This is a genomic window from Pseudomonas sp. MAG002Y, assembly GCF_019400845.1.
GTDB lineage: Bacteria > Pseudomonadota > Gammaproteobacteria > Pseudomonadales > Pseudomonadaceae > Chryseomonas > Chryseomonas luteola.
The window spans coordinates 25,821-50,190 of sequence record NZ_WOEJ01000020.1 but is presented as its reverse complement, the minus strand read 5'-3'; the positions used below and the strand labels follow the sequence as shown (position 1 = coordinate 50,190).

At 53.8% G+C, this 24,370-nt stretch carries 20 protein-coding genes; 13 read left to right on the top strand and 7 right to left on the bottom strand.

The window, feature by feature from the left end:
* Nucleotides 1-390: 390 nt before the first annotated feature.
* Entirely contained in the window at nt 391-1,299 is a 909-nt protein-coding gene (locus GM154_RS22045; protein WP_219653366.1) for a LysR family transcriptional regulator, read from the bottom strand.
* 113 nt (nt 1,300-1,412) lie between these two features.
* Between GM154_RS22045 and GM154_RS22040 the strand changes: the two genes are divergently transcribed.
* From GM154_RS22040 to GM154_RS22020, 5 genes are all read left to right on the top strand, one after another.
* Nucleotides 1,413-1,838: a VOC family protein gene (locus GM154_RS22040; protein ID WP_026003723.1), complete on the top strand. Its 426-nt coding sequence runs from the start codon at nt 1,413-1,415 to the stop codon at nt 1,836-1,838.
* Complete coding sequence (locus GM154_RS22035; RefSeq protein WP_219653397.1) at nt 1,838-2,425, top strand: glutathione S-transferase family protein; 588 nt, start codon at nt 1,838-1,840, stop codon at nt 2,423-2,425. The genes GM154_RS22040 and GM154_RS22035 overlap by 1 nt, the downstream gene beginning before the upstream one ends.
* A 188-nt stretch (nt 2,426-2,613) precedes the next feature.
* Nucleotides 2,614-3,234: a LysE family translocator gene (locus GM154_RS22030; protein WP_019364124.1), complete on the top strand. Its 621-nt coding sequence runs from the start codon at nt 2,614-2,616 to the stop codon at nt 3,232-3,234.
* 766 nt (nt 3,235-4,000) lie between these two features.
* Entirely contained in the window at nt 4,001-6,394 is a 2,394-nt protein-coding gene (locus GM154_RS22025) for a TonB-dependent receptor (protein WP_219653365.1), read from the top strand.
* A gap of 830 nt (nt 6,395-7,224) precedes the next feature.
* Nucleotides 7,225-8,424 (top strand): N-acetylmuramoyl-L-alanine amidase, encoded by a 1,200-nt coding sequence (locus GM154_RS22020; protein ID WP_219653364.1) that lies wholly within the window; start codon nt 7,225-7,227, stop codon nt 8,422-8,424.
* A 124-nt stretch (nt 8,425-8,548) separates the two neighbouring features.
* Here the strand turns inward: GM154_RS22020 and GM154_RS22015 are convergent, their stop codons facing one another.
* Complete coding sequence (locus tag GM154_RS22015) at nt 8,549-9,907, bottom strand: hypothetical protein (RefSeq protein ID WP_074829308.1); 1,359 nt, start codon at nt 9,905-9,907, stop codon at nt 8,549-8,551.
* A 274-nt stretch (nt 9,908-10,181) separates the two neighbouring features.
* Between GM154_RS22015 and GM154_RS22010 the strand changes: the two genes are divergently transcribed.
* Nucleotides 10,182-10,562, top strand: a complete 381-nt coding sequence (locus GM154_RS22010; RefSeq protein ID WP_219653363.1) for a cytochrome c family protein — start codon at nt 10,182-10,184, stop codon at nt 10,560-10,562.
* Nucleotides 10,563-10,585: 23 nt separating this feature from the next.
* Here GM154_RS22010 and GM154_RS22005 read toward each other — a convergent pair whose 3' ends face one another.
* Nucleotides 10,586-10,915 (bottom strand): DUF2809 domain-containing protein, encoded by a 330-nt coding sequence (locus GM154_RS22005; RefSeq protein ID WP_308460630.1) that lies wholly within the window; start codon nt 10,913-10,915, stop codon nt 10,586-10,588.
* 454 nt (nt 10,916-11,369) lie between these two features.
* Here GM154_RS22005 and GM154_RS22000 point away from each other — a divergent pair, with 454 nt between their 5' ends.
* The 5 genes from GM154_RS22000 (at nt 11,370) to ddlA (ending at nt 18,007) form a co-directional block, all read left to right on the top strand.
* On the top strand, nt 11,370-12,263 hold the full coding sequence (locus GM154_RS22000) for an SDR family oxidoreductase (protein WP_074829320.1): 894 nt from the start codon (nt 11,370-11,372) through the stop codon (nt 12,261-12,263).
* A gap of 11 nt (nt 12,264-12,274) precedes the next feature.
* Nucleotides 12,275-14,077 carry a glycoside hydrolase family 15 protein gene (locus GM154_RS21995; protein ID WP_219653362.1) on the top strand — a complete coding sequence of 601 codons (1,803 nt, stop codon included), beginning with the start codon at nt 12,275-12,277 and terminating at the stop codon, nt 14,075-14,077.
* Nucleotides 14,078-14,443: 366 nt separating this feature from the next.
* Nucleotides 14,444-16,213, top strand: a complete 1,770-nt coding sequence (dld, locus tag GM154_RS21990) for a D-lactate dehydrogenase (protein ID WP_219653361.1) — start codon at nt 14,444-14,446, stop codon at nt 16,211-16,213.
* 372 nt (nt 16,214-16,585) lie between these two features.
* Entirely contained in the window at nt 16,586-16,777 is a 192-nt protein-coding gene (locus tag GM154_RS21985) for a hypothetical protein (protein ID WP_010798621.1), read from the top strand.
* 135 nt (nt 16,778-16,912) lie between these two features.
* Nucleotides 16,913-18,007 carry a D-alanine--D-alanine ligase gene (gene ddlA / locus GM154_RS21980; protein ID WP_219653360.1) on the top strand — a complete coding sequence of 365 codons (1,095 nt, stop codon included), beginning with the start codon at nt 16,913-16,915 and terminating at the stop codon, nt 18,005-18,007.
* 47 nt (nt 18,008-18,054) lie between these two features.
* On the opposite strand, the gene alaC is transcribed toward ddlA, so the two are convergent.
* The gene (gene alaC, locus GM154_RS21975; RefSeq protein ID WP_219653359.1) at nt 18,055-19,296 is read right to left on the bottom strand and encodes an alanine transaminase; all 1,242 of its coding nucleotides are present in this window, start codon (nt 19,294-19,296) and stop codon (nt 18,055-18,057) included.
* Between the two features lie 134 nt (nt 19,297-19,430).
* On the bottom strand, nt 19,431-19,928 hold the full coding sequence (locus GM154_RS21970; RefSeq protein WP_219653358.1) for a MarR family winged helix-turn-helix transcriptional regulator: 498 nt from the start codon (nt 19,926-19,928) through the stop codon (nt 19,431-19,433).
* Nucleotides 19,929-20,015: 87 nt separating this feature from the next.
* Here GM154_RS21970 and GM154_RS21965 point away from each other — a divergent pair, with 87 nt between their 5' ends.
* A complete protein-coding gene (locus GM154_RS21965) occupies nt 20,016-21,212 on the top strand; it encodes an MFS transporter (RefSeq protein ID WP_219653357.1) in 1,197 nt (398 codons plus the stop codon).
* Between the two features lie 152 nt (nt 21,213-21,364).
* Here GM154_RS21965 and GM154_RS21960 read toward each other — a convergent pair whose 3' ends face one another.
* Both GM154_RS21960 and GM154_RS21955 read right to left on the bottom strand, forming a co-directional pair.
* Complete coding sequence (locus GM154_RS21960; RefSeq protein ID WP_219653356.1) at nt 21,365-22,117, bottom strand: SDR family NAD(P)-dependent oxidoreductase; 753 nt, start codon at nt 22,115-22,117, stop codon at nt 21,365-21,367.
* A 2-nt stretch (nt 22,118-22,119) separates the two neighbouring features.
* Complete coding sequence (locus tag GM154_RS21955) at nt 22,120-23,280, bottom strand: aspartate aminotransferase family protein (RefSeq protein WP_374940338.1); 1,161 nt, start codon at nt 23,278-23,280, stop codon at nt 22,120-22,122.
* Nucleotides 23,281-23,448: 168 nt separating this feature from the next.
* Between GM154_RS21955 and GM154_RS21950 the strand changes: the two genes are divergently transcribed.
* Complete coding sequence (locus GM154_RS21950) at nt 23,449-24,348, top strand: LysR family transcriptional regulator (protein WP_219653354.1); 900 nt, start codon at nt 23,449-23,451, stop codon at nt 24,346-24,348.
* The last annotated feature ends 22 nt before the right edge of the window (nt 24,349-24,370 follow it).

The window sequence follows — 24,370 nt, the reverse complement described above, 5'->3', positions numbered from 1 at the left end:
TTACGTGTTTTACCCTTTTACTAGTGTCGGCTGGCTTGATTGGCTCTAGAAAAGCCTTCAGGACATGAGGCCGTCCTGAATTCCATGCTGTCTGCCTCTAGTAACAACCGACTCATATTAAATGGATGTTCTTATGTCTGGCATGCCTGATGATGACGATGACCAACTGAACCGTCGTGTCGAGTGCGAAGAGTGCGGTGAGCTCCGGGCTTGTATTTATTCGCTTCATCCGGAGAGCGACTCGCTTGCCTGGCTCTGTCCTTTTTGCAAGGCCGAGCTCCAAACTCAATAGTGTATGGACAACAAGGCGTATCGCTTGAGCAGGTAGCGTTATGTTATGCCTCTGATTCTGCGTGTTTGAAAGTGTAAAAACCTGAGGCCGCCTGGTTTTTACAGGCGGCGTACCCGCGGATCAGGTGTACGTTTTTCCAGCTGGGGGCAAGCCCAGTCCACGAAGGCGCGCACACGGGGCGAAAGCTGCAGGGCGTGCGGATAGACCAGATGAATGGGCAGGTCCACAGGTTCGAACGATTCGAGGACTCTGATCAAACGACCCTCAGCAAGCTCATCGGCAACCTGATAATGCATCAGCCGTGTGATGCCCAAACCTTGCAGGCAGGCGAGGGTGGCTGCTCTAACCTGGTTGCAGACCAGCCGAGGTGTGATGGATTCGGCCAGCTCCTTTCCGTTGTGCCGGTAGTACCAGTGCCGGCCTTGTGATGACAACAGGATGCAAGCATGTTCACGCAATGAACCTGGGTTATCAATGACAGGTGAGGTGCGAAGGTAATCAGGGCTGGCACAGGTAACGAGGCGGGTACCTCCTATTCTTCGTGCGATCATGGTCGAGTCACGAAGGTGGCCGATCCGCAGGGCAAGATCGAGGCGCTCATCCAGCAGCGGGAGGATCTCGTCGCTTAACGTCAGTTCGGCGCTTGCCTCTTCATGCTCCTTAAGAAAGTCGTTTAGGACAGGTGCAACGTAGCGTTGTCCGAATTCGACAGGCGCCGTTAGCCGGAGCACACCTCTAACTACGCCATCGCGCGCTTCCAGGCGCTGCTCCATGTCGTCGACATCAGCCAGCATCCGCTGACTCCAGGCAAGATACTCCTCACCCTCGACGGTAAGGGCCATACGGCGCGTACTGCGGTTCAATAGCCGAACCCCCAGATGACGCTCCAGGGCCGCCAGTGAGCGTACAAGCGACGCCACCGACTGGCCGGTTGCCTCTGCCGCTGAGCTCAAGCTGCCGTTTTCCACTATCCGAATGAAATTGGCCATCGCCTTGAGCTTGTCCATTGCTGCGCCTTTATCTGTGCAATTACTGCATAAGTCTTCTCAGGTTCACGGCATAGGTGAAACGGATGGGTCAGCAGAAACTAGAACGCCTGATGTCAACCGGAGTGCAACCTATGAACCAGCAACCAAGTCCTGCTCGCATTCTCTCATACGACCACATCGGGATTCGTGTCAGTGATAAAAACCGAGCGATATCGTTTTATCAGGCCCTCGGATTTATGGAGAGCGCACATTTTCCTCGGTATGAGGCCAATGAGATGCTCAGCCCTGATGGGGTTCGTATAAACCTGATCTTTAACGGGACCCGTATACCCCATGCTCACAATGTTTTACTGGATGAACCGATAAAGCTGCCGGGTATGACTCATCCTGCCTTTATTGTGGATGACCTTGAGGCACTCCAGAGGTGGTTGAACGAGCAGGGGATCATGATTACGGAAGGGCCGCATCCTATTGGTCCTAGACGCGTCGCGCTGTTTATCCGCGATCCTGATGGCAACGTTCTCGAGTTCAATCAGCTTGTTGAAGGGGATGCATGATGAAACTGTATGATCTGGAGGCTTCCGGAAACTGCTACAAGGTGAGGCTTTTTGCGTCATTGGCCAATATCGAGCTTGAACGTGTGCCAGTGGATTTTCTGAGCGGAGCACACAAGCAGCCGCCGCTGTCGGAGCTGAATCCGTTGGGCCAGTTACCTATCCTGGAAGACGGCAAGCAGGTCGTCAGAGACTCGCAGGCCATTCTGGTCTATCTGGCGGGTGTATATGGTGGTTTGGCATGGTGGCCAGCGCATCCGCAAGGCCAAGCCGAGATCGTTCAGTGGCTCTCGTTTGCTGCCAATGAAGTGCAGCACAGCGTATGTGCTGCACGGCTGGTGCAGAAATTTGGCTACGACCTGGATAAATCGCAGGCGCTTGAGAAAGCGGTGGTAACGCTCTCGCTACTCGACAAGCATCTGGAACACAACGACTGGCTTGCAATGGGCCGCCCAACCATCGCAGATTGCGCGGTCTATCCTTACGTCGTGCTGGCGCCAGAAGGCGATGTGGATCTAGAGCCTTATAATCATGTCGCACGGTGGATGAGGCGGCTGGAAGCGCTGCCCGGCTATTTGCAAAAGCCTTGATCAATCTATGGGCGTGGCACCTATGAGGCAGGAGTTTGCCTTTGAGGATCGGTTAGTCAGGCAGGGGCGCTACACACCGTAATGACAGAGTGTTGCGCTCCCGGAAAGGAATTACTCCACGTGCGGTATGGTCGGGTTACGCTAAAACGCGCTAAGGTTTGGTTTTCATCTCTACCGTTCTTTGAGCCATGCCCATCATTGATAACGTCGTTGCGTTTACCTTGGCTGCTACCTTACTTACATTAACGCCAGGGCTTGATACTGCCCTGGTGTTACGCACAGCGGCTGTTGAGGGAAGAGCGCAGGCCATCCGGGCGGCACTGGGCATCAATGCGGGGTGTTTGATCTGGGGCGCCGCCGTTGCCTTTGGCCTTGGGGCTTTAATTGCCGTATCCGAGCTGGCTTATGATGTGCTCAAGTATTGTGGCGCTGCCTACCTGTGCTGGCTGGGCTTGAACATGATGGTGCGGCCCCGCAACTCAATGGTCGCCAACGACACTACCCGCGTACAGAACACGAACTGGTTTCTCAAAGGAATGCTGGGCAACGTATTGAATCCCAAAGTTGGAATTTTCTACGTCTCCTTCCTGCCTCAATTCATTCCTCAGGGACACTCCTTGATCCTCTGGACCTTTGGCCTGGTAAGCATTCACGTGGTGATTGGATTCATCTGGTCCATGGCGTTGATCGGTGCGACTCGCCCATTGGCCCAGATTTTACGTCGTGAAAAAGTGATCCAGTGGATGGACCGACTCACTGGGGGCGTTTTCCTCCTCTTTGCCGCCCGCCTGGCGCTCAGCAAGCGCTGAAAGTCTCTAATTTTAGCGATGCAGAGCGGCTTACTAGGTAGCCTTTCTTTCTTGAGGCTAGATCTCGTCTATTGTGTTCTAAGATACTGAAACAAAGCAGAGGCACCTATAATCAGAGTATCGACTTCTTTGATACTGTCTTCTGCATGCTGCGCAATCGAGCGAGTCAGGTTGAATGTATTGGCTTCGGCTTGCTCAAGCGCTTCGTTGTAGCCTGTCCATACCTGCCAACATTCCATAATTGTCAGGGCAGAGACAACGAGCGAAACAAAAACAAGGTCAGGCGTTGCGTCGACAGGCGCTTGGCATTTATCTCAAACCGGCGTTGTTGTGGCATCGTTAGGGTCCAACTGCCGTTCCATTATCTGATTGGAGAGCCGTAGGGCTGTAAAGATTTACAAGCCAATCTCGCACCAGCAGATATAACCGGCAACTTGCCCGCCTGCGGCCAGAATAATCCTTCCGTTACTTCAATCCATACGCATTCATGCCGTTTTGCATTGGTCATCATGACATTGATCCAATGTCGATTAGCAATTTTTCAAGCTTTTTTCAACTACATGGACAACATGAAGTCACCATGGCATCCGTCATATGTCTGTAATGATTATTAATTGTTAATATTTATCATTTACATTGATAGGTCACTTTTATAGCATCTTGCCAGTTTTGCCTGTACGCCGTTTTTCATATGTACAAAACGTCCCAGATCGACATCGTTCGGCCTGGTATAGCGGTGCTCGCACTTTTCAAGGACTTCTGAATAATGAAAGCGTTTCCTCTGCGGCCGTTGGTGTTCACCGTTTCGCTGTTGACTACCGGTACAGTACTTGCCGCCCCGATCAGAATTGATCTTGCGTCCCAGCCCTTGGCAAATGCGTTGAGACAACTGGGCCAGGCCAGTGGTCTTCAGGTTTCCTATACTTCGGCAGCAGTGGCCGGCAAGACAGCGCCTGCCGTACGTGGCCAGATGGAGCCTGCAGTGGCACTACAGGCGCTGTTGACCGGGAGTAATTTGGTAGGCAGTGTTCAGGGTAACGTGCTGACTATCGCCGAGGCAGGATCAGCTGCGGGTGAGGAAGTGGCGCAGCTGGGTATCACTCAGGTAGTAGCGGAGGGCTCAGGCAGTATTACCAGCGATATAGCTGCAACAGAAGGGTCCGGCTCCTACACGACAGGTAGCATGAGTACGTCTACCAAGTTGCCTCTGTCGATACGCGAGACGCCTCAATCGGTAAGTGTAATGACGCGCCAGCGTATCGACGACCAGGCCCTTAATGAACTCAATGACATCGTCAAATACGCACCCGGCATACAACTGCGTAAACTCGGTGGAGACCGCCAGCAGTTTCTCGCGCGTGGATTCACCATCGACAACCTGATGTACGATGGCTTGCCCACCAGCATTAGCACGTTTACGCTCGATACCATCAGCAACGCTGATCTTGCCATCTATGACCGCGTGGAAGTCGTGCGCGGTGCTACAGGCCTGATGACTGGCGCTGGCAGCCCTTCAGCGACATTGAATCTGGTGCGTAAGCGTCCCACCGCTACTCCGCAAGTCAGTATCACCACCAGCGCTGGCAGCTGGGACCGTTACCGTACCCAGCTGGACGCATCCAACAAGCTGAACGAAAGCGGTACGTTGCGCGGGCGCGTGGTAGCAGCCTATGAAGACGATGGCAGCTTTGTTGATGAGCGAGAAAAGCAGCGGCAGACCTTTTATGGCATCCTCGAAGCCGATCTCAGCGACGCCACCACCTGGACTCTGGGAGCCTCAAAACAGCGCGACGATGCCGTATCGGACTGGGGAAGCCTGCCCGCCGGGCCTAATGGGGAAAATCTGCACCTGTCGCGGTCGACCTTTCTCAGTAATGACTGGGCATATTGGGATCGGGATAACATTACCGCCTTCACCGATGTCACCCACCGTTTCGACAACGGCTGGAGCGCCAGGCTGGCAGCTGCTCGAATCTGGGCGGAATCGAATACCTTCTCCAGTTACCTTAATCCCCCGGTGGGTAATGCCTATACGCAGTCTTCCGGTCAATACCACAGCAAGGACGTACAGACTAACCTAGACGCAACCGTATCCGGCCCATTCACGTTGTTTGGACGCGAGCATGAACTGGCATTGGGCGCCAGCCGCCGGCAAGAGCGGTTTGACCAAAAAGGAGGGTATTGGCCGACAGCAACGCCGGTTGATATCTACAACTTTGATCCCGGTGTCATTGCCAAGCCCAGCCTGAGCGACCGGCTTCCCTATTCGAGCAAAAATACGGCAACGGAAAAAGCTGTTTACGGTGTCGCCCGGTTTAATCCCATTGATCCGCTGCACGTTATCCTGGGTAGCCGCGTGACGTGGTACGACTACGATAACCGTGCGAGCGATACCGGGGATTACACGGTAACCCGAGAGGTGACGCCCTATGCGGGGGTTATCTATGACCTGAATGACACCTACTCGGTCTATGCCAGCTACACCGAGATTTTCAAGCCGCAGACCGAGCAGGACTTGGGTGGGTCCACGCTTGAGCCCATGACAGGGGAGAGCTACGAGATCGGCCTGAAGGGCGAGTACCTGGAGGGTAATCTGAATGCCTCTATCGCGGTGTTCGATATGACCCAGCAGAACCGGGCCTACGCAGTACCAGATCAGCCCACGCTTTGCCGAAACCAGAATCGTACCTGCTATGACGCGGCAGGGGAGGTGCGCAGTCGTGGTATCGATACCGAGCTGTCAGGTGCTTTGACGCCCAACTGGGACATTTCGGCCTCCTACACCTTGGTGCTCAGCCAATACGTGAAAGATCAAACCTATAATAAGGGTACCTTGTTTGCCCCTGAGCAACCCAAGCATCTGTTTAAAGCGGCTACTACTTATCGCTTGACCGGAGCGCTGAGCGACTGGCGCATTGGTGCAGATGTGCTTGCCCAGAGCAAAACCTATAACCGTGTTGGTACCGGTCGCGCCGTTCAGGATTCATATGCTGTGGTCGGGCTTATGGCGGGCTATCAATTCAATGAACATTGGGATGGTCAGGTAAACCTGAACAATGTGTTTGATGAAAAGTACTGGCAAGGCATACCTAACTCCAGCGGTACAGGTGTCTATGGTGACCCGCGTAACGTCATGTTCAGTTTGAGGTGGAGCTTGTAACGCATCTCTATGGGCTGGAAAAGAGTTTCCAGCCCATAGGACTGTTTAGCGTTCTTTGGATTGATAGGCCGATTAGGTGATATCGGTAACGAACAAACCAGGCGGTGACTAAATGCGCCTGGTTTGTCAGCTCTACGAGTGCAGCGCTATGGGCAATTCTTGGCCTTGCGTTGATATAATGACGAGCTGCGCGCTAAACGACGGTTTTCAGCATGCCTCCATAAGGGATGCATAGCGCGGTTCTGGACTGACAATCAGTTGCTTGCCGTGCCGTTATTTCATGGGAATAACGGCACGGCAATTCTGTATCGCAAATAGAGCGTCTCTGACCGTTAGGCGCTGGGCCGAGAAAAGTCATTTAAAAGTACCTTGCCATCCACCTAATCGTTGCGTTGGTAACGTATAACTGTCGCAAGGCAGATCAGCACAGTAGGGCGGTACTCCACAGTGTTACAGCCCAGATCAGAAACGACCCCGCTGGAATCCCTCTCGGTTAGTCGCTATTTAGGGTCACTAGTGTATGATTGATGAAGATGAGATTAGCTAACGTCTCAACTTAAGAGATACGTACATCTAACTGTGGGCACATAACTATCCATTCGGAACGTTACGCTCGGCAGAATGTTTTAGGCAAACTATTCCTCTACAACAACCCCACCCTAGAGCGCTTGGCGTTTCGATGCTGCCACGTGAATGTAGAAGGTGGGCCTTCTAGTAAGTGACAGGATCGATAAATCAGGAATATAGCGCATTGTGCCCACCATAGCCTTGGCCTGCTAGTTAGATATGTTATATGGTTACAAATTGTTTCGCCGAAATGTGTTGTAGTTATGAACCGTCGTCACCTTCTAAACTTCATCCTGGCAGGGCTGACGCTGCCAGCCTTTCCCAACGCCTTTGCCGCTTCAAGCGAGGTACGCTCCGTAAGGGCATCACGTACCGCTGGTCGCTTTCGCCTGGTACTGGATCTCAATGGCCCGAGCCACTATCGCACGTTCACGCTCGACTCACCTCATCGATTGGTCATCGATTTACCTAATACGACGTTAGCTACCAATGTTTCAAAATTGGATGTTACCGGCTCAGCAATCAAAACGATTCGGGGTGGAGCCCATGGTACGACAGGCAGTCGTATCGTCCTCGAATTGAAGCAGCCAGTAAAACTCGACAGCCTGGTGCTTGGCCCGTCCGGCTCCTTTGGTGATCGACTGGTGTTTGACCTTCACCCAATGGGGCCTGCAACCACACAAGTAGCGCATGCGGCATCGACAGCTCGCGCCAAGAAGCGTCCCGGCCGTGATCTGGTGGTTGTCGTAGATGCTGGTCATGGTGGCAAGGACCCTGGATGCATCAGTGCTAAAGGTGCCTATGAAAAGAAGGTCGCCCTGGCGATTGCTCATAATCTAGCCAAGCGGATCAACAAGGAGAAAGGCTACAAGGCCAAGCTGGTACGGACCGAGGATATTTTCGTTCCACTGCGCAAGCGCGTGGACATCGCTCACCAGTATGACGCCGACATGTTTATCTCGGTCCATGCCGATGCAGCACCCAACCGCCGTGCCCGTGGGGCTTCTGTCTTTGCGCTTTCCAGCAGCGGTGCGACGTCTGCTATGGCTCGCTGGATGGCGAAGCGGGAGAACGATGCCGATCTTGTCGGAGCCAATAGCCTGCCTCTGCAAGACAAGGATCCAGACCTCGCCAACGTTATTCTGGACATGTCCATGAGCACTACCATTGCTTCGAGCCTGGATCTGGGACACAGCGTACTAACGAGTCTGGGTACCGTTGCGAAGATACATCAGAAGCAGGTCCAGCAAGCTGGTTTTGCTGTACTCAAGTCACCTGACATCCCGTCGATTCTGGTAGAAACGGGGTTCATGAGCAATGCTCAGGACAGCAAACGATTGCTCAATCCCCGTCACCAGCAAGTAGTCGCTGATCGTATATTTCATGGGGTACACACCTACTTCAGCCAGCGGCCACCGGTAGGGACTTACCTTGCAGATCAGAAGACAGCCGCAACGGCATGAGTTGATTTGGACTGACTGGAAATAAGCCAGTCAGTCCAACCAAGTCCCGAGAGTGAAGAACGCTGAGCAAGGAGCGATACCGGACAGGCCACCCTGCTTATTGCTTTATCAGGACCCACACCGCTCATTGTTGATAAAGCGTAGCGGTGTTACCTGCTCCGCTCTGCATGACCGTTGCTGAATTAGCCGGCCCGGTAAATAACTCCGTAGGTCCGCGTTGGGAAATAAAGACTTCATTGGCAGTACCAAACTGGTCGACACGTGCCTGGCTATTGATGCCAGCCTGATCGACAGTGAGCTGATTGGCGTCTCCTTCCTGCGAGAAATACAGGGTGGTAATGGATGTTTCCTGGCTGATGCTTGCCTGGTTGCGAGTGCCGGCAGATCGGCCAATAAGGGTCCCGGCTATTGTGTCTTGGTCGATTGTCAGCTCGTTTCCGTTACCGTCCTGCGCGACGTCTATCACGTTCAGGCCGCCTCCTTGAATGAGGGAAGCGGTGTTGGCATCTCCCTCTTGAGCCAGGCGGGTGGAATAAGCGCCATAACGACTCCCTGTTGACTGATCAACTGTTGCGCTGTTTTCGTTGCCATTTTGCACAACACTTACATCAGCTTCCATCGGGCCACCACGTTGGGCCAGTGCGATCTGATTGTTATCGCCTTGTTGGGAAAGCGTGGCTGATTTGCCTTTTTCCTGAAGCGCCGTAATGGTATTTCCGTTACCCAAGGTAGTGGCCACCAACGTAGTTACGCCATCGTCGATTTGATCGATCGTGTACACGTTATTGTTGCCTTCCTGAGACAGCGTGGCAGTTTTACCTGGGTTGTAACCCAGTTGATTCAAAGTAAGTACATTCGCATCGCCATTTTGCACTACAGAAGCGTTGTCCCCCTCTCTGTTATTGCTATAACCGCTCTGTTCAAGTGTGATCTGATTATTTTCACCTAGCTGAGTAAGGCTGGCCGATACACCCGTTCGTTGTAATGCATTAATCGTGTTGCCGTTACCCAGAGTATTGGCTGTCAACGTGGCGCGCCCATCGCCTGCTTGCTCGATCGTGTGAATATTATTGTTGCCCTCCTGGTATAAGGTGGCGTCGTAACCAGAGTCACCGCCCTGCTGGTTTACAGTGACAACATTGGTATCGCCAACCTGCAGGATCGAAGCGTCGCTTCCACTCCCGGCGGTAGCTTGATGTACAGCAGCGTTATTGCCATTACCCGTCTGGTCAAGCGTCATTTTATGGCCAGAGGCTTGTTGCAGTACGTCGGCGTCATTGTTATTGCCCGTTTGTATAACGGTTGAGCTCTGGTGGTCTGCTAACAGCTGCTCCTGTGTCGCGTTATTACCGTCGCCACGCTGCTCCAGGGAAACCTCATTGTCGAATCCACTCTGCGTTTGTGTGGCGCGGTTGTTTTCAGCTACGACAAGGCTGCTGAACGAGGCAAGGACGATAAGCGCCAGAGGGGTGAGCTTGAACATGATAACTTTCCTTGTGTGTCCATTAGGGCTCAGTCAGTCACAAGACCGAGAAAGGAACCTATAGACCACCTTCAACAGGCTGGCAAAGCCATTGGTCCTGAAGCGCTGACAAGCAGGAGTACTTGCCAGCTGAGCGATGACGTTATGCAAAGTAGGAGAGTGCAGGCCTTGACTTCTGGCCATGGTTGGTCATTACGTTTCATATCAATGAACGTGGCTGTATTACACAGGCATAATGATTGTCAGGCGTCGCTAATCGTATTCGGGAGAAGACATGCGAAACTGGGTGTTAATGACGTTGGCCTTGCTGGTGCACGGAGTCGCCTATGGTGCCGGTGACGCAACGGCAGGGAAAAAGTATTTTACGTCCTGGTGTGGTAACTGTCATAAGGTGGGGACCTATGCCAGGGGCTCGTTCGGCCCCGAACTCAACGCTATTTTCGGACGCAAGGCAGGGGCTACTGAAGACTTCAACTATTCCGAGGCCATGAAAGCGTCAGGAATTTTCTGGAATGAGGAAACCCTCGCTGCCTACTTAAAGGATCCGGACAAGGTCGTACCCGGCACAAAGATGCGTTTCTGGGGAATGAGTAATGAGCAGCAGATTGCCGACCTGCTTGCCTATCTTGCGACCTTCCAGAACAAAGGACAGTAAGCGCTTGCTGCGCCAGAATCATTTCAGGCGTCTGCTTTGAGTGAGTGGCTAGCCTTTACTGTGAGTCTGGCCAGGCCATCGATCAAAACGCCCGCCAATATGCCGATACCGTAAGCAACGATATCCATCCAGGAAAACGTAGTGCCCAAGGCAAGATGGCCTAGCGGATGGTGGCGAATCGCATTGATCCAGGGCGCCTGGTAAAGCTGCGTTGCCTCCACCGCACATGAAATACTAAATGCTGTTACCGCCAGGCATGCAGCATTGGCGCGGCGCGCGATCAAAGCCAGACCTGTAAGGATCATGAGCGCCCAAAGCGCATCGCCTGGGTATTTTCCAAGAGCGTCAGGAATGATGATAGGAAACTGGCGAGAGGTTAGCCCGAGCGCTATTACAGCACAAAGGGCTAGACCAAGATGGAGTCTGTTACGGTTCCTTTGGGCGCAGTCAGCAGGAGCGCGTAATGAGTTGAGAGTAATTTTATGTAGTCTCGATTACTGGTAGGAATATGCTGTAGCAAACCCATCCTGTGGACGAGCCAGCTAAAGGCTGGTGAATTTTTCTAAATATCTTTTGCGGGACGATTTTAAAGCTTCAGACCGCTTTTTATTTAATATTTCTTTCGTCACGTTACGTCCACTTAGGATCGTCAAGCACTTGATGCATTAAGTTCGATCCAAAATCGGATGGAACCATCTCCGCAGTCAGGCTTTCCCATTTTTAGACAGCACTTGGACACGTCCGCTGTCTTTATCCAAGCCGCCTTCATCTTTTCATCGCGGCGTCACTGAACGAGAGAACTATTTTATGCCTACTGATAACCAGTACACCATGCAGAATCCCCTGACCCAATATCCCCAGCCAGAATTTCCGAAGCAGCCTCAAAATCCGCCCGGTCTCGCTCAGGACATGCAGCCACGCCCTGATCACGGTGAAACCAGTTACAAGGGATTTGGACGTCTTGCGGGCCGCAAGGCGCTTATTACCGGCGCGGACTCGGGTATCGGGCGAGCAACGGCCATCGCTTATGCGCGCGAGGGGGCCGACATCGTGCTGAATTATCTGCCTGAAGAAGAGGCGGATGCGAAAGAAGTTGTACAACTGATCGAAGCGGAAGGTCGTAAAGCGGTTTGCGTTCCGGGCGATCTGAAAAGCGAGGCCTTTTGCAATGAATTGATTGGCAAAGCCAAGGATGCACTGGGTGGACTGGATATTCTGGTCAACGTGGCAGGTAAGCAGACAGCCGTTGAAGACATCGCCAATTTGACCACTGATCAATTCGACGCCACTTACAAGACCAATGTGTATGCGCTGTTCTGGCTATGCAAGGCGGCAATTCCGCATATGCCGGCCGGTGCCGCTATTATCAACACCACGTCCATTCAGGCCGTACAACCGTCGGAAACCCTACTGGATTACGCGCCTACCAAAGCGGCGATCACTGCCTTTACCAAGGCGTTGGCCAAACAGGTCATTTCCAAGGGTATCCGCGTCAATGCGGTAGCACCCGGACCCTTCTGGACTCCACTTCAGCCCAGCGGCGGCCAGCCTCAAGAGAAGATTCCGTCGTTTGGCAGCGAGACTGTCTTCAAGCGGCCTGGCCAACCGGCAGAGCTAGCTCCGATCTACGTTATTCTGGCTTCCCAGGAGTCCAGCTATGTGACGGGTGAAGTATACGGCGCAACCGGCGGCATGGCCTGACGGATCGCATCATGCAGACGTTCGAGACGCACCGCATTGAGGGGTACGCGCCCCTGGAAAATTATGCTGCGTTAAGTGATGGCCGCTCGGTCGCCCTGGTAGCGGCTGACGGCTCCATCGATTGGTGGTGTGCCCCTAATATGGACTCACCCCCTCTGTTTGATCGTCTGCTGGATGCGCCCAGCGGTGGTTATTTTTCGATTACCCCTGTCCAACCTTACACAGCCCAACGTGCCTATCTGCAAAGCAGCAATGTACTGGAGACGTTGTTTGAGACCGACTCGGGTCAGGTCCGCCTGACCGAGTCGCTTAACAGTGGATCTGCTGGCCGGTTGCCCTGGTCCGAGCTAGGGCGACGTATTGAGGGCGTACAGGGTGAGGTAACGCTTAGTATCGAGTTAGTGCCTGGTACGCGAGGCCAGACCATCTCACCATGGATTCGCCAGACACCGAACGGTGAAGTGATGCATATCGATGGTCTGATGGCCATGCTGTGCTACGGCGATGAGGTGGTGATTGATGAATGTACCGACCGGCTGGTGCGTGCACACGTTACGTTGAAACAAGGGGACCGTACGATATTGGCGCTGATGGCGACCGAGAATGAGCCGTTGGCTGTGCCAACACTTGAGGAAGTCGACAAGCGTATTGATCGCAGTGACATGGCGTGGCGGGAATGGGCTGAAGGTCTGCAATACCAGGGGGTGTTCAAGGAAGCAGTCATTCGTTCGGCTCTGGCGCTAAAACTGCTCTTGTATTCGCCAAGTGGCGCTATCGTGGCGGCACCTACGTGTGGGCTGCCTGAAAGATTGGGAGGCAACAAGAATTACGAGTACCGCTATGCATGGGTACGAGATGCGGTATTTACCATCAAAGCATTCCTGCGCATTGGTGCCATGGCAGAAGCACAAGCTGCGCTGGCGTGGTTGCAGGACGTCATCCGTCGGCACGGCCACCGTCTACACACCTGCTTTACTCTGGAGGGCGATAAGGCGCCGGAAGAACGGGTGATCAATGTGCCGGGCTATCGAAAGTCCAGCCCTGTTCGAGTAGGCAACCGAGCAAGTTATCAATGCCAGCTGAGCCTGTATGGCGATCTTTTGGAAACCATCCTCATGTATGTGGAGGGCGGTCATATCCTGGATTTTAATACCGCCGGAATGCTGGTCGAGCTGGCCAATCTCTGCGCTGATCAATGGCATTGCAAGGACGCCGGGATGTGGGAGCTGGAAGAAGAGCAGCATTACACCATGTCCAAGTTAGGCTGTTGGTTTGCCTTGGATCGAGCAGTCAAGTTGGCAGAAAAGGGTCACATTCCCAATACGATGCAAAAGCGCTGGGAGCGTGAGCGTGACCGTATTCGTGACTGGATTGATGAACATTGCTGGTCCGAGGCCAAGCAGGCTTATACCTTCTATGCCGGTACTGACAAGCTGGACGCCGGCATCCTGCTTGCTATTCGCTTCGGCTTTGAAAGCAAGCAGCGGTTGATCACCACGTGTGAAGCAATCCATCGTGAACTGGCGCGCGGCCCGCTGGTGTATCGCTATAGCGGTGCGGAGAAAGAAGAGGGCGCGTTTCTGGCCTGTTCGTTCTGGCTGGTTGAGTCTTATGCTGTGCTGGGTGACAACGAGCGCGCCAAGGCATTGATGGAGGACGTGCTGAAGGTATCAACCAACGGGGTGGGATTGATGACCGAGATGATGGACCCCAAGACCGGCGAAGCACTGGGCAACTTCCCTCAAGGTTTAAGTCATCTTGCCATGATCCATGCCATTCTGGCCGTTGATGACCCTGCCAAGACCGAGTCCTGAATAAGAGCGGTTAACAAAACCTCTCTAATGAGCGCAGACAGACGATGCTAAGGATTGGGACAGAGTTAATAGGTATCAAGCCTGCGTTTGCCTGCACAGGCCTGACTAAAAGTCAGGTTTTGTAGCGACTCTAATACTTCTCTTCCCAAGCGGCCTTATACCCGCTCAAACCTGTAATTAATGTCCTCTTGAAGACGAAGGTTTCAAATCACAAAGCCTGACAATTACCGGATTATTTCTTCTTCTCTGAAAGGATAACGGTAGTTTCTCACGGGATTAGACCTTCGCCGCGAGTGGGTGGAAGCGCGGGGGAGTCAGGTCTACCATGGAGGAAGCCAATCTTTAGCTACTGCCTTTGGAGTTCTTATGCACGCGTCATCGTCCGTCGCTCCTGCTGTAGACGACGCCATTGCTCATGACAGGGAGGCGCTTATTCACCATTTGAAAGGAGTGGTCGGCCCTCAGCACGTATTGACCGACCCCTCCCGCACGAAGCGATTTCGCAGCGGGTATCGCTTTGGTACGGGTGATGCGATTGCTGTCGTTCAGCCCGGTTCGCTTCTGGAACAGTGGGAGGTGGTCAAGGCGTGTGTGAAAGCCAATACGATTATCATCATGCAGGCGGCCAATACAGGACTTACAGGCGGATCAACCCCCGACGGCAACGATTACGACCGTGACATTGTGCTCATCAATACCATGCGCATGAAGAAGATCCAGCTGATCATGAATGGAGAGCAGGTGATCTGTTTTCCTGGGTCCACCCTTGATCAGCTGGAGCGAGAGTTGAAAGTTCACGGCCGGGAGCCTCATTCGGTGATTGGCTCCTCTTGCATCGGTGCGTCCGTGCTGGGTGGTGTCTGTAACAATTCAGGCGGTTCGCTCATCCAGCGCGGCCCGGCTTATACCCAGATGGCGCTTTATGCGCGTCTGGATGAGCGTGGTGAGCTTCATCTGGTCAATCACCTTGGTGTTGCGCTAGGCAGTACGCCGGAGGAAATCCTGACGCGGCTGGATAATCACCAGTACAGTGAAGCCGACATCGAACGTGACGCAGGGGCTGGTTCTGACAAGGGCTACACCAGCCATGTGCGGGAGGTGGATGCCGATACCCCGGCGCGCTTCAACGCCGACACGAGCCGCTTGTACGAGGCTTCTGGCAGCGCAGGAAAGCTGGCTGTTTTTGCGGTTCGGCTGGATACCTTTCCCATCGGGAAAGATACCGCGGTTTTCTATATCGGCACTAACGATACCGCCGACCTTACGGAAATCCGGCGGCATATGCTCGCCAACTTCTCGCAACTGCCCATTGCCGGTGAGTATATGCATCGGGATGCCTTCGACGTCGCAGAAGCCTACGGCAAAGACACTTTTCTCATCATCGACCGCTTGGGTACCGAACGACTGCCCAAGTTGTTCTCGCTCAAGAGCCGTTTCGATGAGGTATTCAATCGTTTCAGCTTTCTACCATCGCACCTGGGTGACCGGGTTCTGCAGGCACTGAGCCGGTTGTTCCCAAGCCATCTGCCCAAGCGAATGAAAGCGCATCGGGATCAGTATGAGCATCATTTGATACTCAAGGTCGCGGGCCCTTTGATCGATGAGACGCAGCATTATCTGGACAGCTTTTTCGATCAAGCCCGTGGTGCCTATTTCAGGTGTACCGCTGAGGAAGGGCGCAAGGCGTTCCTGCATCGCTTTGCCGCTGCCAGCGCAGCGATACGTTATCGGGACGTTCACCCTAAGGAGGTGGAAGACATCGTGGCGCTGGACATCGCATTGAGACGCAATGACCGGGAGTGGTTCGAAACGCTTCCCGCTGACCTCGATGGCAAGCTTGTCCATAAGCTGTACTACGGTCATTTCTTCTGCCATGTTTTCCATCAGGATTACATCGTCAAGAAAGGTAATGACTGTCTGGCGATTGAGCATCGCATGTGGGACTTACTGGATCAGCGTGGTGCAGAGTATCCGGCAGAACACAACGTGGGCCATCTCTACCATGCCAAGCCGGGCCTAAAAGCGTTCTACCGCAAGCTCGATCCATGCAATAGCTTCAACCCAGGTATCGGACACACCAGCAAGTGCAGCCATTGGGCAGAGCCGGGAACACAGGCGGGAAGGGTGATTGAGTAAAGAAATTAGATGCTGACTTAAATCAGGCGAAGAGAATAAATGACCGCCTTAGAACGGGTAACCGTGGGGAAACTAAAGCGGTCAATATAAATGCTACGTATCGAATGTGAAGAAATGATGAATGCGCGATGAAGGAAGCATGACGGCTTACCAGTATGTCTCCGATCATCAAGAACAAAGACCCAGGATTGGTATGTCTGTTTTATCTTAGAAGAGGTAAAAGACCGTAGCCATATCGCTAGATATCATCTTGATATTAGTCAATGATAAAGCCGCTGAACGGTCTAAAAAGATAGATAGACGGCATTTCCGTAATGTGATCTGCAGCACATAATAGCCCGCCTCTTTTCAGGTCTCATGGAGGGTGATGGCGTGGCGGAAAGAGATAAGGCGAGACGGCTCGTAGAGCTGCAGAAGGAAATTCGTCAGTACCAGATAAAGGTAGACCAGGCCCGCCTGCTCGTCCAGAAAACTTTTCTGGATTACTCGGAAGCCTATAACACCTTGAGTTTGCTGGAGGCTCAGCTTGAGGCCGAATGGCAGCATCAGGGCGTTAGTGCCTGACAACTGCGTTTTATTCAGGCTGGGCGATTCTGGTTCGCGTAATCAGTTTTCTAATCGATAATTCAATAGCCCCGATTTTCAAATCGCTTCTGCCCTGTATCCTATGGCTGCGTATAACGCTTGAGGAGCAGGGTCGTGAGCAAGACGCGAGTAGGGGTCATCTTTGGCGGTCGCTCTTCGGAGCATGAGGTTTCCTTACAATCCGCCAAAAATATTGTCGACGCCATCGACAAGGCGAAGTTCGAGGTCATTCTTATCGGGATCGACAAGGAAGGCCGATGGCATCTCAATGATGCGTCCGATTATCTGCTTCATGCTGAAAACCCCGCGCTCATTGCACTCAATCGGTCCAATCGAGCCTTGGCCCTTGTGCCAGGACAGCGTGAGCAGCAACTGATTGAAACCTCCTCTGCCCAGGCGCTGGGGCAAATTGATGTCATTTTCCCGATTGTGCATGGCCCCTTGGGCGAAGACGGCTCTCTTCAAGGGCTTCTCCGCATGGCCGATCTGCCTTTCGTGGGGTCTGGCGTGCTGGGGTCTGCTGTCTGCATGGATAAGGATGTTACCAAGCGGCTACTGCGCGATGCAGGATTACCGATTACTCCTTTCCTAACGTTCAGCCGCCTGACCGCTGCCCGCACTTCATTCAGTGAGGTCACCGCAGCGTTAGGGACGCCGGTGTTCGTCAAACCTGCCAATCAAGGTTCGTCCGTAGGTGTCAGCAAGGCGGAAACGGAAGCCGAATACCTTGATGCGATGGCTCAGGCATTTGCCTACGATACCAAGGTGTTGGTGGAGCAGGCCGTCAAGGGCCGTGAAATCGAGTGTGCGGTTCTCGGAAACGAGGAGCCGGCCGCCAGTGCGTGCGGAGAAATCGTTGTGCACAGTGGTTTCTACTCATACGACACCAAATATATTGATGACGCAGCGGCTGAGGTCAATGTCCCGGCGGATCTGCCGTCTGCGATCAGCGAGCGCATACGCTCACTGGCGTTGGACGCATTCAAGGTGCTGGGATGTTCGGGATTGGCAAGGGTCGATGTGTTTCTGACAGCCAGTGGCGAGGTCTTGATCAATGAGGTCAATACACTCCCGGGCTTTACCAATATCAGCATGTATCCCAAGCTCTGGGAAGCTAGCGGGCTGTCTTATCAGGATTTGATCACTCGGCTAATTGAGCTGGCGCAGGAGCGTCATGCCCAGGAGCGTGCACTTAAGCATTCACGTTAGTCGAGAAGAAGGCTAAGGCAGTCTGCCTTAGCCTCACAGCTTACAGCTTACAGCTTACAGCTTACAGCCTTTTGAGCCGCGGGTTTGGCAAGGATGCCGTCGGCCCGGAACATGGCCTTGATACCCCGTACGGCCTGACGAATACGGTCTTGGTTTTCAATCAACGCGAAACGGACATGGTCATCGCCGTAGTCTCCAAATCCAATCCCGGGTGAGACCGATACCTTGGCATCCGCCAGCAGCTTCTTGGCAAATTCAAGCGAGCCCAGGTGCGCATAGACTTCAGGAATTTTAGCCCAGACATACATCGATGCCTTTGGATTCTCAACCATCCAGCCCGCTTCATGGAGACCTTTCACCAGCACATCCCGACGTTGCTGGTACTGCGTAGCAATGTCACGAACGCATTGCTGATCGCCTTCCAATGCCGCAATCGCAGCTACCTGTAATGGCGTAAATGTCCCGTAATCATGGTAGCTCTTGATACGCGCGAGCGCGTTGACCAACTCGGGGTTGCCTACCATGAAGCCGATTCGCCAGCCGGCCATGTTGTAGCTTTTGGACAGAGTGAAGAACTCGACGGCGATGTCCTTGGCACCCGGTACTTGCATGATGGACGGTGCCTTCCAGCCGTCGAACACGATGTCGGCATAGGCAAGGTCGTGAACGACCAGAACGTTGTATTGCTTGGCCAGGGCGATGACGCGCTCGAAAAACTCAAGCTCAACGCATTGAGCCGTGGGATTGGATGGAAACCCCAGGATCATCATCTTTGGCTTGGGAATACTTTCGCGAATAGCCCGCTCAAGCTCGGCAAAAAAATCCATACCCGGTACCAGCGGTACGGAGCGTACCTGGGCACCTGCAATAACAGCACCATAGATATGAATCGGATAGCTGGGGTTGGGTACCAGTACCGTGTCGCCGGCGTCCAGGGTTGCCAGCATAAGATGGGCGAGACCTTCCTTTGACCCAATCGTGACGATGGCTTCGGACTCCGGATCAATTTCGACTGAATAACGATCCTGATACCAGCGCGAGATGGCGCGGCGCAGGCGAGGGATGCCTTTAGAGCTGGAGTAGCCGTGAGTGTCTTCACGCTGGGCGACCTGGCACAGCTTTTCCACAATGTGAGGCGGTGTGGCGCCGTCCGGATTACCCATGCTCAGGTCGATGATGTCCTCGCCACGACGGCGAGCGGCCAGCTTGAGTTCAGCGGTAATGTTGAAAACGTAAGGGGGGAGACGATCAATACGCGTGAAGCGACGCATGGAGCTGGAGTCAGCCATGTTTTCCTCGATAGACGTAAGCGCCCGGAACCGTCCGAGCGACGCAGGTCACAGCATGTGACGTGACATGACTGTAGCCGAGAGAACAGCGAAGCGGCATAGACAGTTTTCTTTTTATTTAATGACCTTCTGTATTACACACCCTTCGAAAGGCCTGCGATCAGCTTGCCCAGGAGCTGATCGAGTTGATGCTGTTCTGCGGCGGTCAGTGCGGCCAATACCTTGCGCTCGTTTTCAACATGTGGCGCCAGCATCTCATCGATCAGCATTCGCCCTTTGTCTGTCAAGGCGACCAGTGTACCGCGGCGGTCAGAGGGGTGTTTGCGCCGTTCTATCAATTCGGCGCGCTCCAGACGATCCAGGCGGTTGGTCATGCCACCTGAAGAGATCATTGCCGCCTCATAAAGCGCCGTTGGCGTCAATGCAAATGGCGCTCCCGAGCGCCGCAGGGTGGCCAATACATCAAACTCGCCCGGATGCAATTCATAGCGGGCAAAGAAGGGATTGATGTAATCCCGCGTAATCAGCTGGGCAAGCTCGCCAAATCTCCCCAGAACCTGCATGGGGAAGGGGTCTATATCCGGCCGTTGGGTTTTCCACTGCTGAGCAGCAAGCAGAGCTCGATCAGTCATATTTTATCCTTATATCTTGACGTTAAGATACTTTGCATTAAGGTAATTATAGAGAGGTCAATCCAGACAATCAAAAAGGAGTTGTGCATGACTGCTTCGAACGACACCTATAGAACCTGGCCAGTAGTGTTGGCCCTGATGCTGGTCAGCCTTAACCTAAGGCCCATCCTGGCTGCGATTGGACCATTGCTTGATGAAATCCAGCATACGACTGGGCTTACCAATGCTTCGGCAGGTCTGCTGACGACATTGCCCGTATTCGCAATGGGCGTGGGTGCCTTGTTTGGTTCACGGCTTCAGGTGCTTTTGGGGGAATATAAAGGGGTTATGGCTGGCGTAGTGGCGATTGCGTTTGCAGGTGTATTACGCTGGCTGCTGCCTTCGACAACCGGGCTTGTCTTGACGGCCATGCTTGCAGGGCTGGGTATCGCGTTGGTACAGGCGCTACTGCCCGCTTATATCAAACGTCACTTTCCTACCCGTGTAGGTATGCTGATGGGCCTTTACACCACCGGTATCATGGGTGGGGCCGCGCTTGCTGCAGCGTCAGCGTCGCCGCTGACTCAGATCACCGGTAATTGGGAAATCACTTTTGCCCTGTGGTCCGTTCCTGCAGTCCTGGGTGCGCTGGCGTGGAGGCAGACTGCCTCACATGAAACTGCACCAGCCGCCACCGCGCCCGTCCGGCTCCCGTTGGGTGCCGGTAAAGCCTGGTTGCTGATGGCGGCTTTTGGTATCGGTACTGGTGCGTATACATTGGTACTCGCCTGGCTCCCGCCGTTCTATGTTCAGTTGGGGTGGTCTGCAGCTGACAGCGGCTATCTGCTCGGCGCACTGACGCTAACGGAAGTAGCAGCAGGGCTTTCCGTATCAATGTTCATTGGTCGCTTTCCTGATCGGCGTGTTCCGTTATTAGGTATGTTGCTGCTGATATTGGCGGGGTTGGCAGGACTCGTGATCGCGCCCTTGTCAATGGCCATTCCCGCCGCCGTATTGCTCGGTATCGGAATCGGCGCACTGTTTCCGCTCTCCCTGATCGTGACTATGGATCACGTCAGCGATGCCAAAAGCGCTGGCGCATTGATGGGGTTCGTACAGGGGGGCGGTTATATCATTGCCAGCGGTATGCCTTTTTTAGCAGGATTGATACGAGAGCACTCAACCAATCTTTCCCAGGCATGGCTGCTGATGGCATTCGGTATTGTGGTGCTGATGGCAATCGTGATGCGTTTTAAGCCTGCCGCTCAGTTCGAGTCTCATAGCTGGCGTTTACAGCCTCGCTAGGTGCTACCTTGGCGGTCAGTCTGGTCCAGCACCGACCGCCTTTCCATTTAGGGTAGCTGACTCGCACCCCGGTTTGAGTCGAGCGGCTGCGTGGCAGAGGCAACGAAGCCTTTCTGGACCCTCTGGAGATAAAATCAGATAGGGTTCGTATGTCAGTGTGCAAAATAATGCATACCGCCATCTACCGGAATAACCGCGCCGGTGATGTAGCGTGCCAGTGGTGAGGCGAGAAACGCGACCAATGCAGCAACGTCTTCAGGCTCGCCAAAATAACCGGCCGGAATATGACGCTGAACGAAGTCGGCCCTGGCTTCAGCAGAAGGATGCAGCTGGGTCATGACCTGCCTGCTATGGATTCGACCCGGTGCAATACAGTTGACGGTAATGCCTTGCGTGGCGACCTCACAGGAAAGTCCCTTCGACCAGAGATGTAGAGCACCTTTGGCTGCGCTCGCCGCGTTCAGGCTGCGCGGCTCCATGGACCCGCTGATTGAAATGATCCGACCCCAACGTCTGTTCTGCATAGCGGGAAGTACGGCATGGGTCAGCCGCCGGGCTGCAATGAAATTGAGCAGAAAGGCTTGGCGCCACTCCTCTTCGCTTGCCATCAATGCGACAGGACGCGAGGCGCCCGCGGCATTGACCAGAATATCAATGACGCTGCCTTCGATCGCTTCAAGCACACTGTGCAACGCATCTTCGTCAGCCAAGTCCCCTGTAAGAAGCTTTACGGTAGGGGCGCCCAGCATGGACGCCTCACAAGCAACGGCCTGCAACCGCTCCGTATCCCCGGCAAGCAGAACGAGGTTGACACCCTCGGCAGCCAATAGCTTTGCAATACCAGCCCCTATGCCAGCGCTTGCACCCGTGACCAGTGCCGTCTTGTCATCAAGACAGATATCCATGATTACCACTCCTGGCTAACCAGATCGTGTATGGCGTTCGCAAGCGTGTCGACTTCCGCTTCGCTGATGATCAATGGCGGTAACAGGCGAATAGTATTTTCCCGCGTGACATTGATTAGCAGGCGATGCCGGTCAAGCGCCCGTTGCATCAATGATCGGCAGGGCTTATTCAACTGAATGCCCAGCAGGAGACCATGGCCGCGTACTGCCTGAACCTGTGAAAGGTGGCTCAAGCGGTTCTCGAGGCGGTCCTTGAGTTGTGTACCCCGTTGTGCCGCATGCAGGACCAAGCCTTCTTCCTTGATAACATCCAGCACCGCACATCCCACTCGACATACGAGCGGATTTCCACCAAAGGTACTGCCATGGCTTCCTGGTGTGAAAAGATCGGCAGCAATGCCGGCTGCCAGGCAAGCGCCAATAGGCAAGCCATTGGCAAGCGCCTTGGCGAGTGTAACGACATCGGGTTGGATGCCTTCATGTTGATAGGCGAACCAGGCAGCTGTACGACCCATGCCGCTCTGAATTTCATCCAGCATGAGCAACCAGCCGTTGCGCGTGCAATGCGTACGTAACGCGGTAAGGTAACCCACGGGTGGCGCTATCACGCCGGCTTCTCCCTGAATGGGCTCAACCAGCAATGCTACAATCTGGTCACCATACCGTTGGGTTACGGCGTCAAGTGCGTCCAAGTCACCAAACGGTATCCTGACAAAGTCGTTGATCAACGGCCCGAAGCCGTTGCGAACACTAGGGCTGTCGCTGGCGGATATCATGGCGAGCGTGCGTCCATGAAATGCATTTTCCATCACGACCACTTTGGGTGTTAGGACGCCTTTATGCTGAGCATACCGACGGGCAAGTTTAAAAGCGGCCTCGTTGGCCTCCGAGCCCGAATTGCCAAAGAACACGCGCTGCATATCCGTAAGTTGTGTCAGACGCTCGGCCAACTCGTGCTGCCAGGTAATGCTGTAGTGATTGGAGGTGTGCATCAGCAGGTCGGCCTGCTCCTGAATGACTTGGGTAATCCGCGGGTGGGAGTGACCGATATTAGTTACTGCAATACCCGCAACAGCATCTAGATATTCAATTCCTTGCTGATCCCAAACTCGCGTTCCCTTGCCCCTTACAAAGCTGACCGTCAACGGGCTATATGTCTGCATCAAGGGCAGGGATGAGCCTGTAAACGCAGACGTCTGGTCAAATCCGAAGGTAGAGGTTGAAGAGATAGCTGTCATAAAGCCTCCTATTAGAGAAGGTTTGAGTATCTTTATGTAGCAATATGAGATAAACGCTATGATTGTTCTATCACTTTGAATCCAGGCTTTAAAATGGATCTTTATCAAGCCATGATGGTGTTTGTACGTGTAGTCGAAAGTGGCAGCATGACTGCAGCAGGTGAACAGTGTGGGTTGTCCACTACGATGGTCGGCAACCATCTCCGCGCGTTGGAGAAGCGCCTCGGCATGAGTCTTTTGCGCAGGACTACTCGGCGGCAAAGCCTGACAGAGTTCGGGTCGGTCTATTATCAGCGGTGCGTCGAGGTGCTGGGGCTCGTAGCCGATTCGGAGCGTCTGGCTGAGCAGGCGCAGGCTAACCCTCATGGAGTCTTACGTCTCACGGCACCGCCCACGTTTGGCTCGGAATGCCTGATGCCTGCCTTGGCAGACTATCTGGCCCAGTACCCAGAAATCAGGCTCGACGTGGTATTAACGGATCGAGTAGTCGATCTGGTTGAGGAGGGTTTCGATGTCGCCATTCGCCTGGGCACGCTGGATGCGTCACGGCTCATTGCCCGACCACTGATGGACTATGGCCTGACGATATGTGCATCACCTGAGTATCTACAGCGGCATGGTTACCCAGAGCGGCCGGAAGAGCTTTCCCACCATGAATGCTTGTCCTTCGCCTATCCTGCCGGCACGGAGTGGCGATGGACCGAAAAGCGTTGGTGCTTGAGCGGACCGGAAGGCGAGGTTTCCATCGATATCAGTGGCCGTGTCATAGTCAACAGTGCCCAGGGGCTTCGGCAGGCCGCGCTCAGTGGGATCGGAATCGTTATGCTACCTAACGTCCTGGTGTGGCAAGATCTGCAGCAGGGCAGGTTGGTCAAGCTGCTGGACCATTATCAATTGCCCAGCAGGCCCATGCACCTAGTCTATTCCCAGGACCGTTATCGCTCACCCAAACTCCGCAGTTTTGTTGATTATGCGTTAGAGACATTTAGGTAAGGATGCTGCTCTCCGCTCAAAC

Excerpts from the sequence above, each read along its gene's own strand:
- GM154_RS22045 (WP_219653366.1), bottom strand. The coding sequence starts at position 1,299 with ATGGACAAGCTCAAGGCGATGGCCAATTTCATTCGGATAGTGGAAAAC.
- GM154_RS22040 (WP_026003723.1), top strand. The coding sequence starts at position 1,413 with ATGAACCAGCAACCAAGTCCTGCTCGCATTCTCTCATACGACCACATC.
- GM154_RS22035 (WP_219653397.1), top strand. The coding sequence starts at position 1,838 with ATGAAACTGTATGATCTGGAGGCTTCCGGAAACTGCTACAAGGTGAGG.
- GM154_RS22030 (WP_019364124.1), top strand. The coding sequence starts at position 2,614 with ATGCCCATCATTGATAACGTCGTTGCGTTTACCTTGGCTGCTACCTTA.
- GM154_RS22025 (WP_219653365.1), top strand. The coding sequence starts at position 4,001 with ATGAAAGCGTTTCCTCTGCGGCCGTTGGTGTTCACCGTTTCGCTGTTG.
- GM154_RS22020 (WP_219653364.1), top strand. The coding sequence starts at position 7,225 with ATGAACCGTCGTCACCTTCTAAACTTCATCCTGGCAGGGCTGACGCTG.
- GM154_RS22015 (WP_074829308.1), bottom strand. The coding sequence starts at position 9,907 with ATGTTCAAGCTCACCCCTCTGGCGCTTATCGTCCTTGCCTCGTTCAGC.
- GM154_RS22010 (WP_219653363.1), top strand. The coding sequence starts at position 10,182 with ATGCGAAACTGGGTGTTAATGACGTTGGCCTTGCTGGTGCACGGAGTC.
- GM154_RS22000 (WP_074829320.1), top strand. The coding sequence starts at position 11,370 with ATGCCTACTGATAACCAGTACACCATGCAGAATCCCCTGACCCAATAT.
- GM154_RS21995 (WP_219653362.1), top strand. The coding sequence starts at position 12,275 with ATGCAGACGTTCGAGACGCACCGCATTGAGGGGTACGCGCCCCTGGAA.
- dld (WP_219653361.1), top strand. The coding sequence starts at position 14,444 with ATGCACGCGTCATCGTCCGTCGCTCCTGCTGTAGACGACGCCATTGCT.
- alaC (WP_219653359.1), bottom strand. The coding sequence starts at position 19,296 with ATGGCTGACTCCAGCTCCATGCGTCGCTTCACGCGTATTGATCGTCTC.
- GM154_RS21970 (WP_219653358.1), bottom strand. The coding sequence starts at position 19,928 with ATGACTGATCGAGCTCTGCTTGCTGCTCAGCAGTGGAAAACCCAACGG.
- GM154_RS21965 (WP_219653357.1), top strand. The coding sequence starts at position 20,016 with ATGACTGCTTCGAACGACACCTATAGAACCTGGCCAGTAGTGTTGGCC.
- GM154_RS21960 (WP_219653356.1), bottom strand. The coding sequence starts at position 22,117 with ATGGATATCTGTCTTGATGACAAGACGGCACTGGTCACGGGTGCAAGC.
- GM154_RS21955 (WP_374940338.1), bottom strand. The coding sequence starts at position 23,280 with ATGCAGACATATAGCCCGTTGACGGTCAGCTTTGTAAGGGGCAAGGGA.
- GM154_RS21950 (WP_219653354.1), top strand. The coding sequence starts at position 23,449 with ATGGATCTTTATCAAGCCATGATGGTGTTTGTACGTGTAGTCGAAAGT.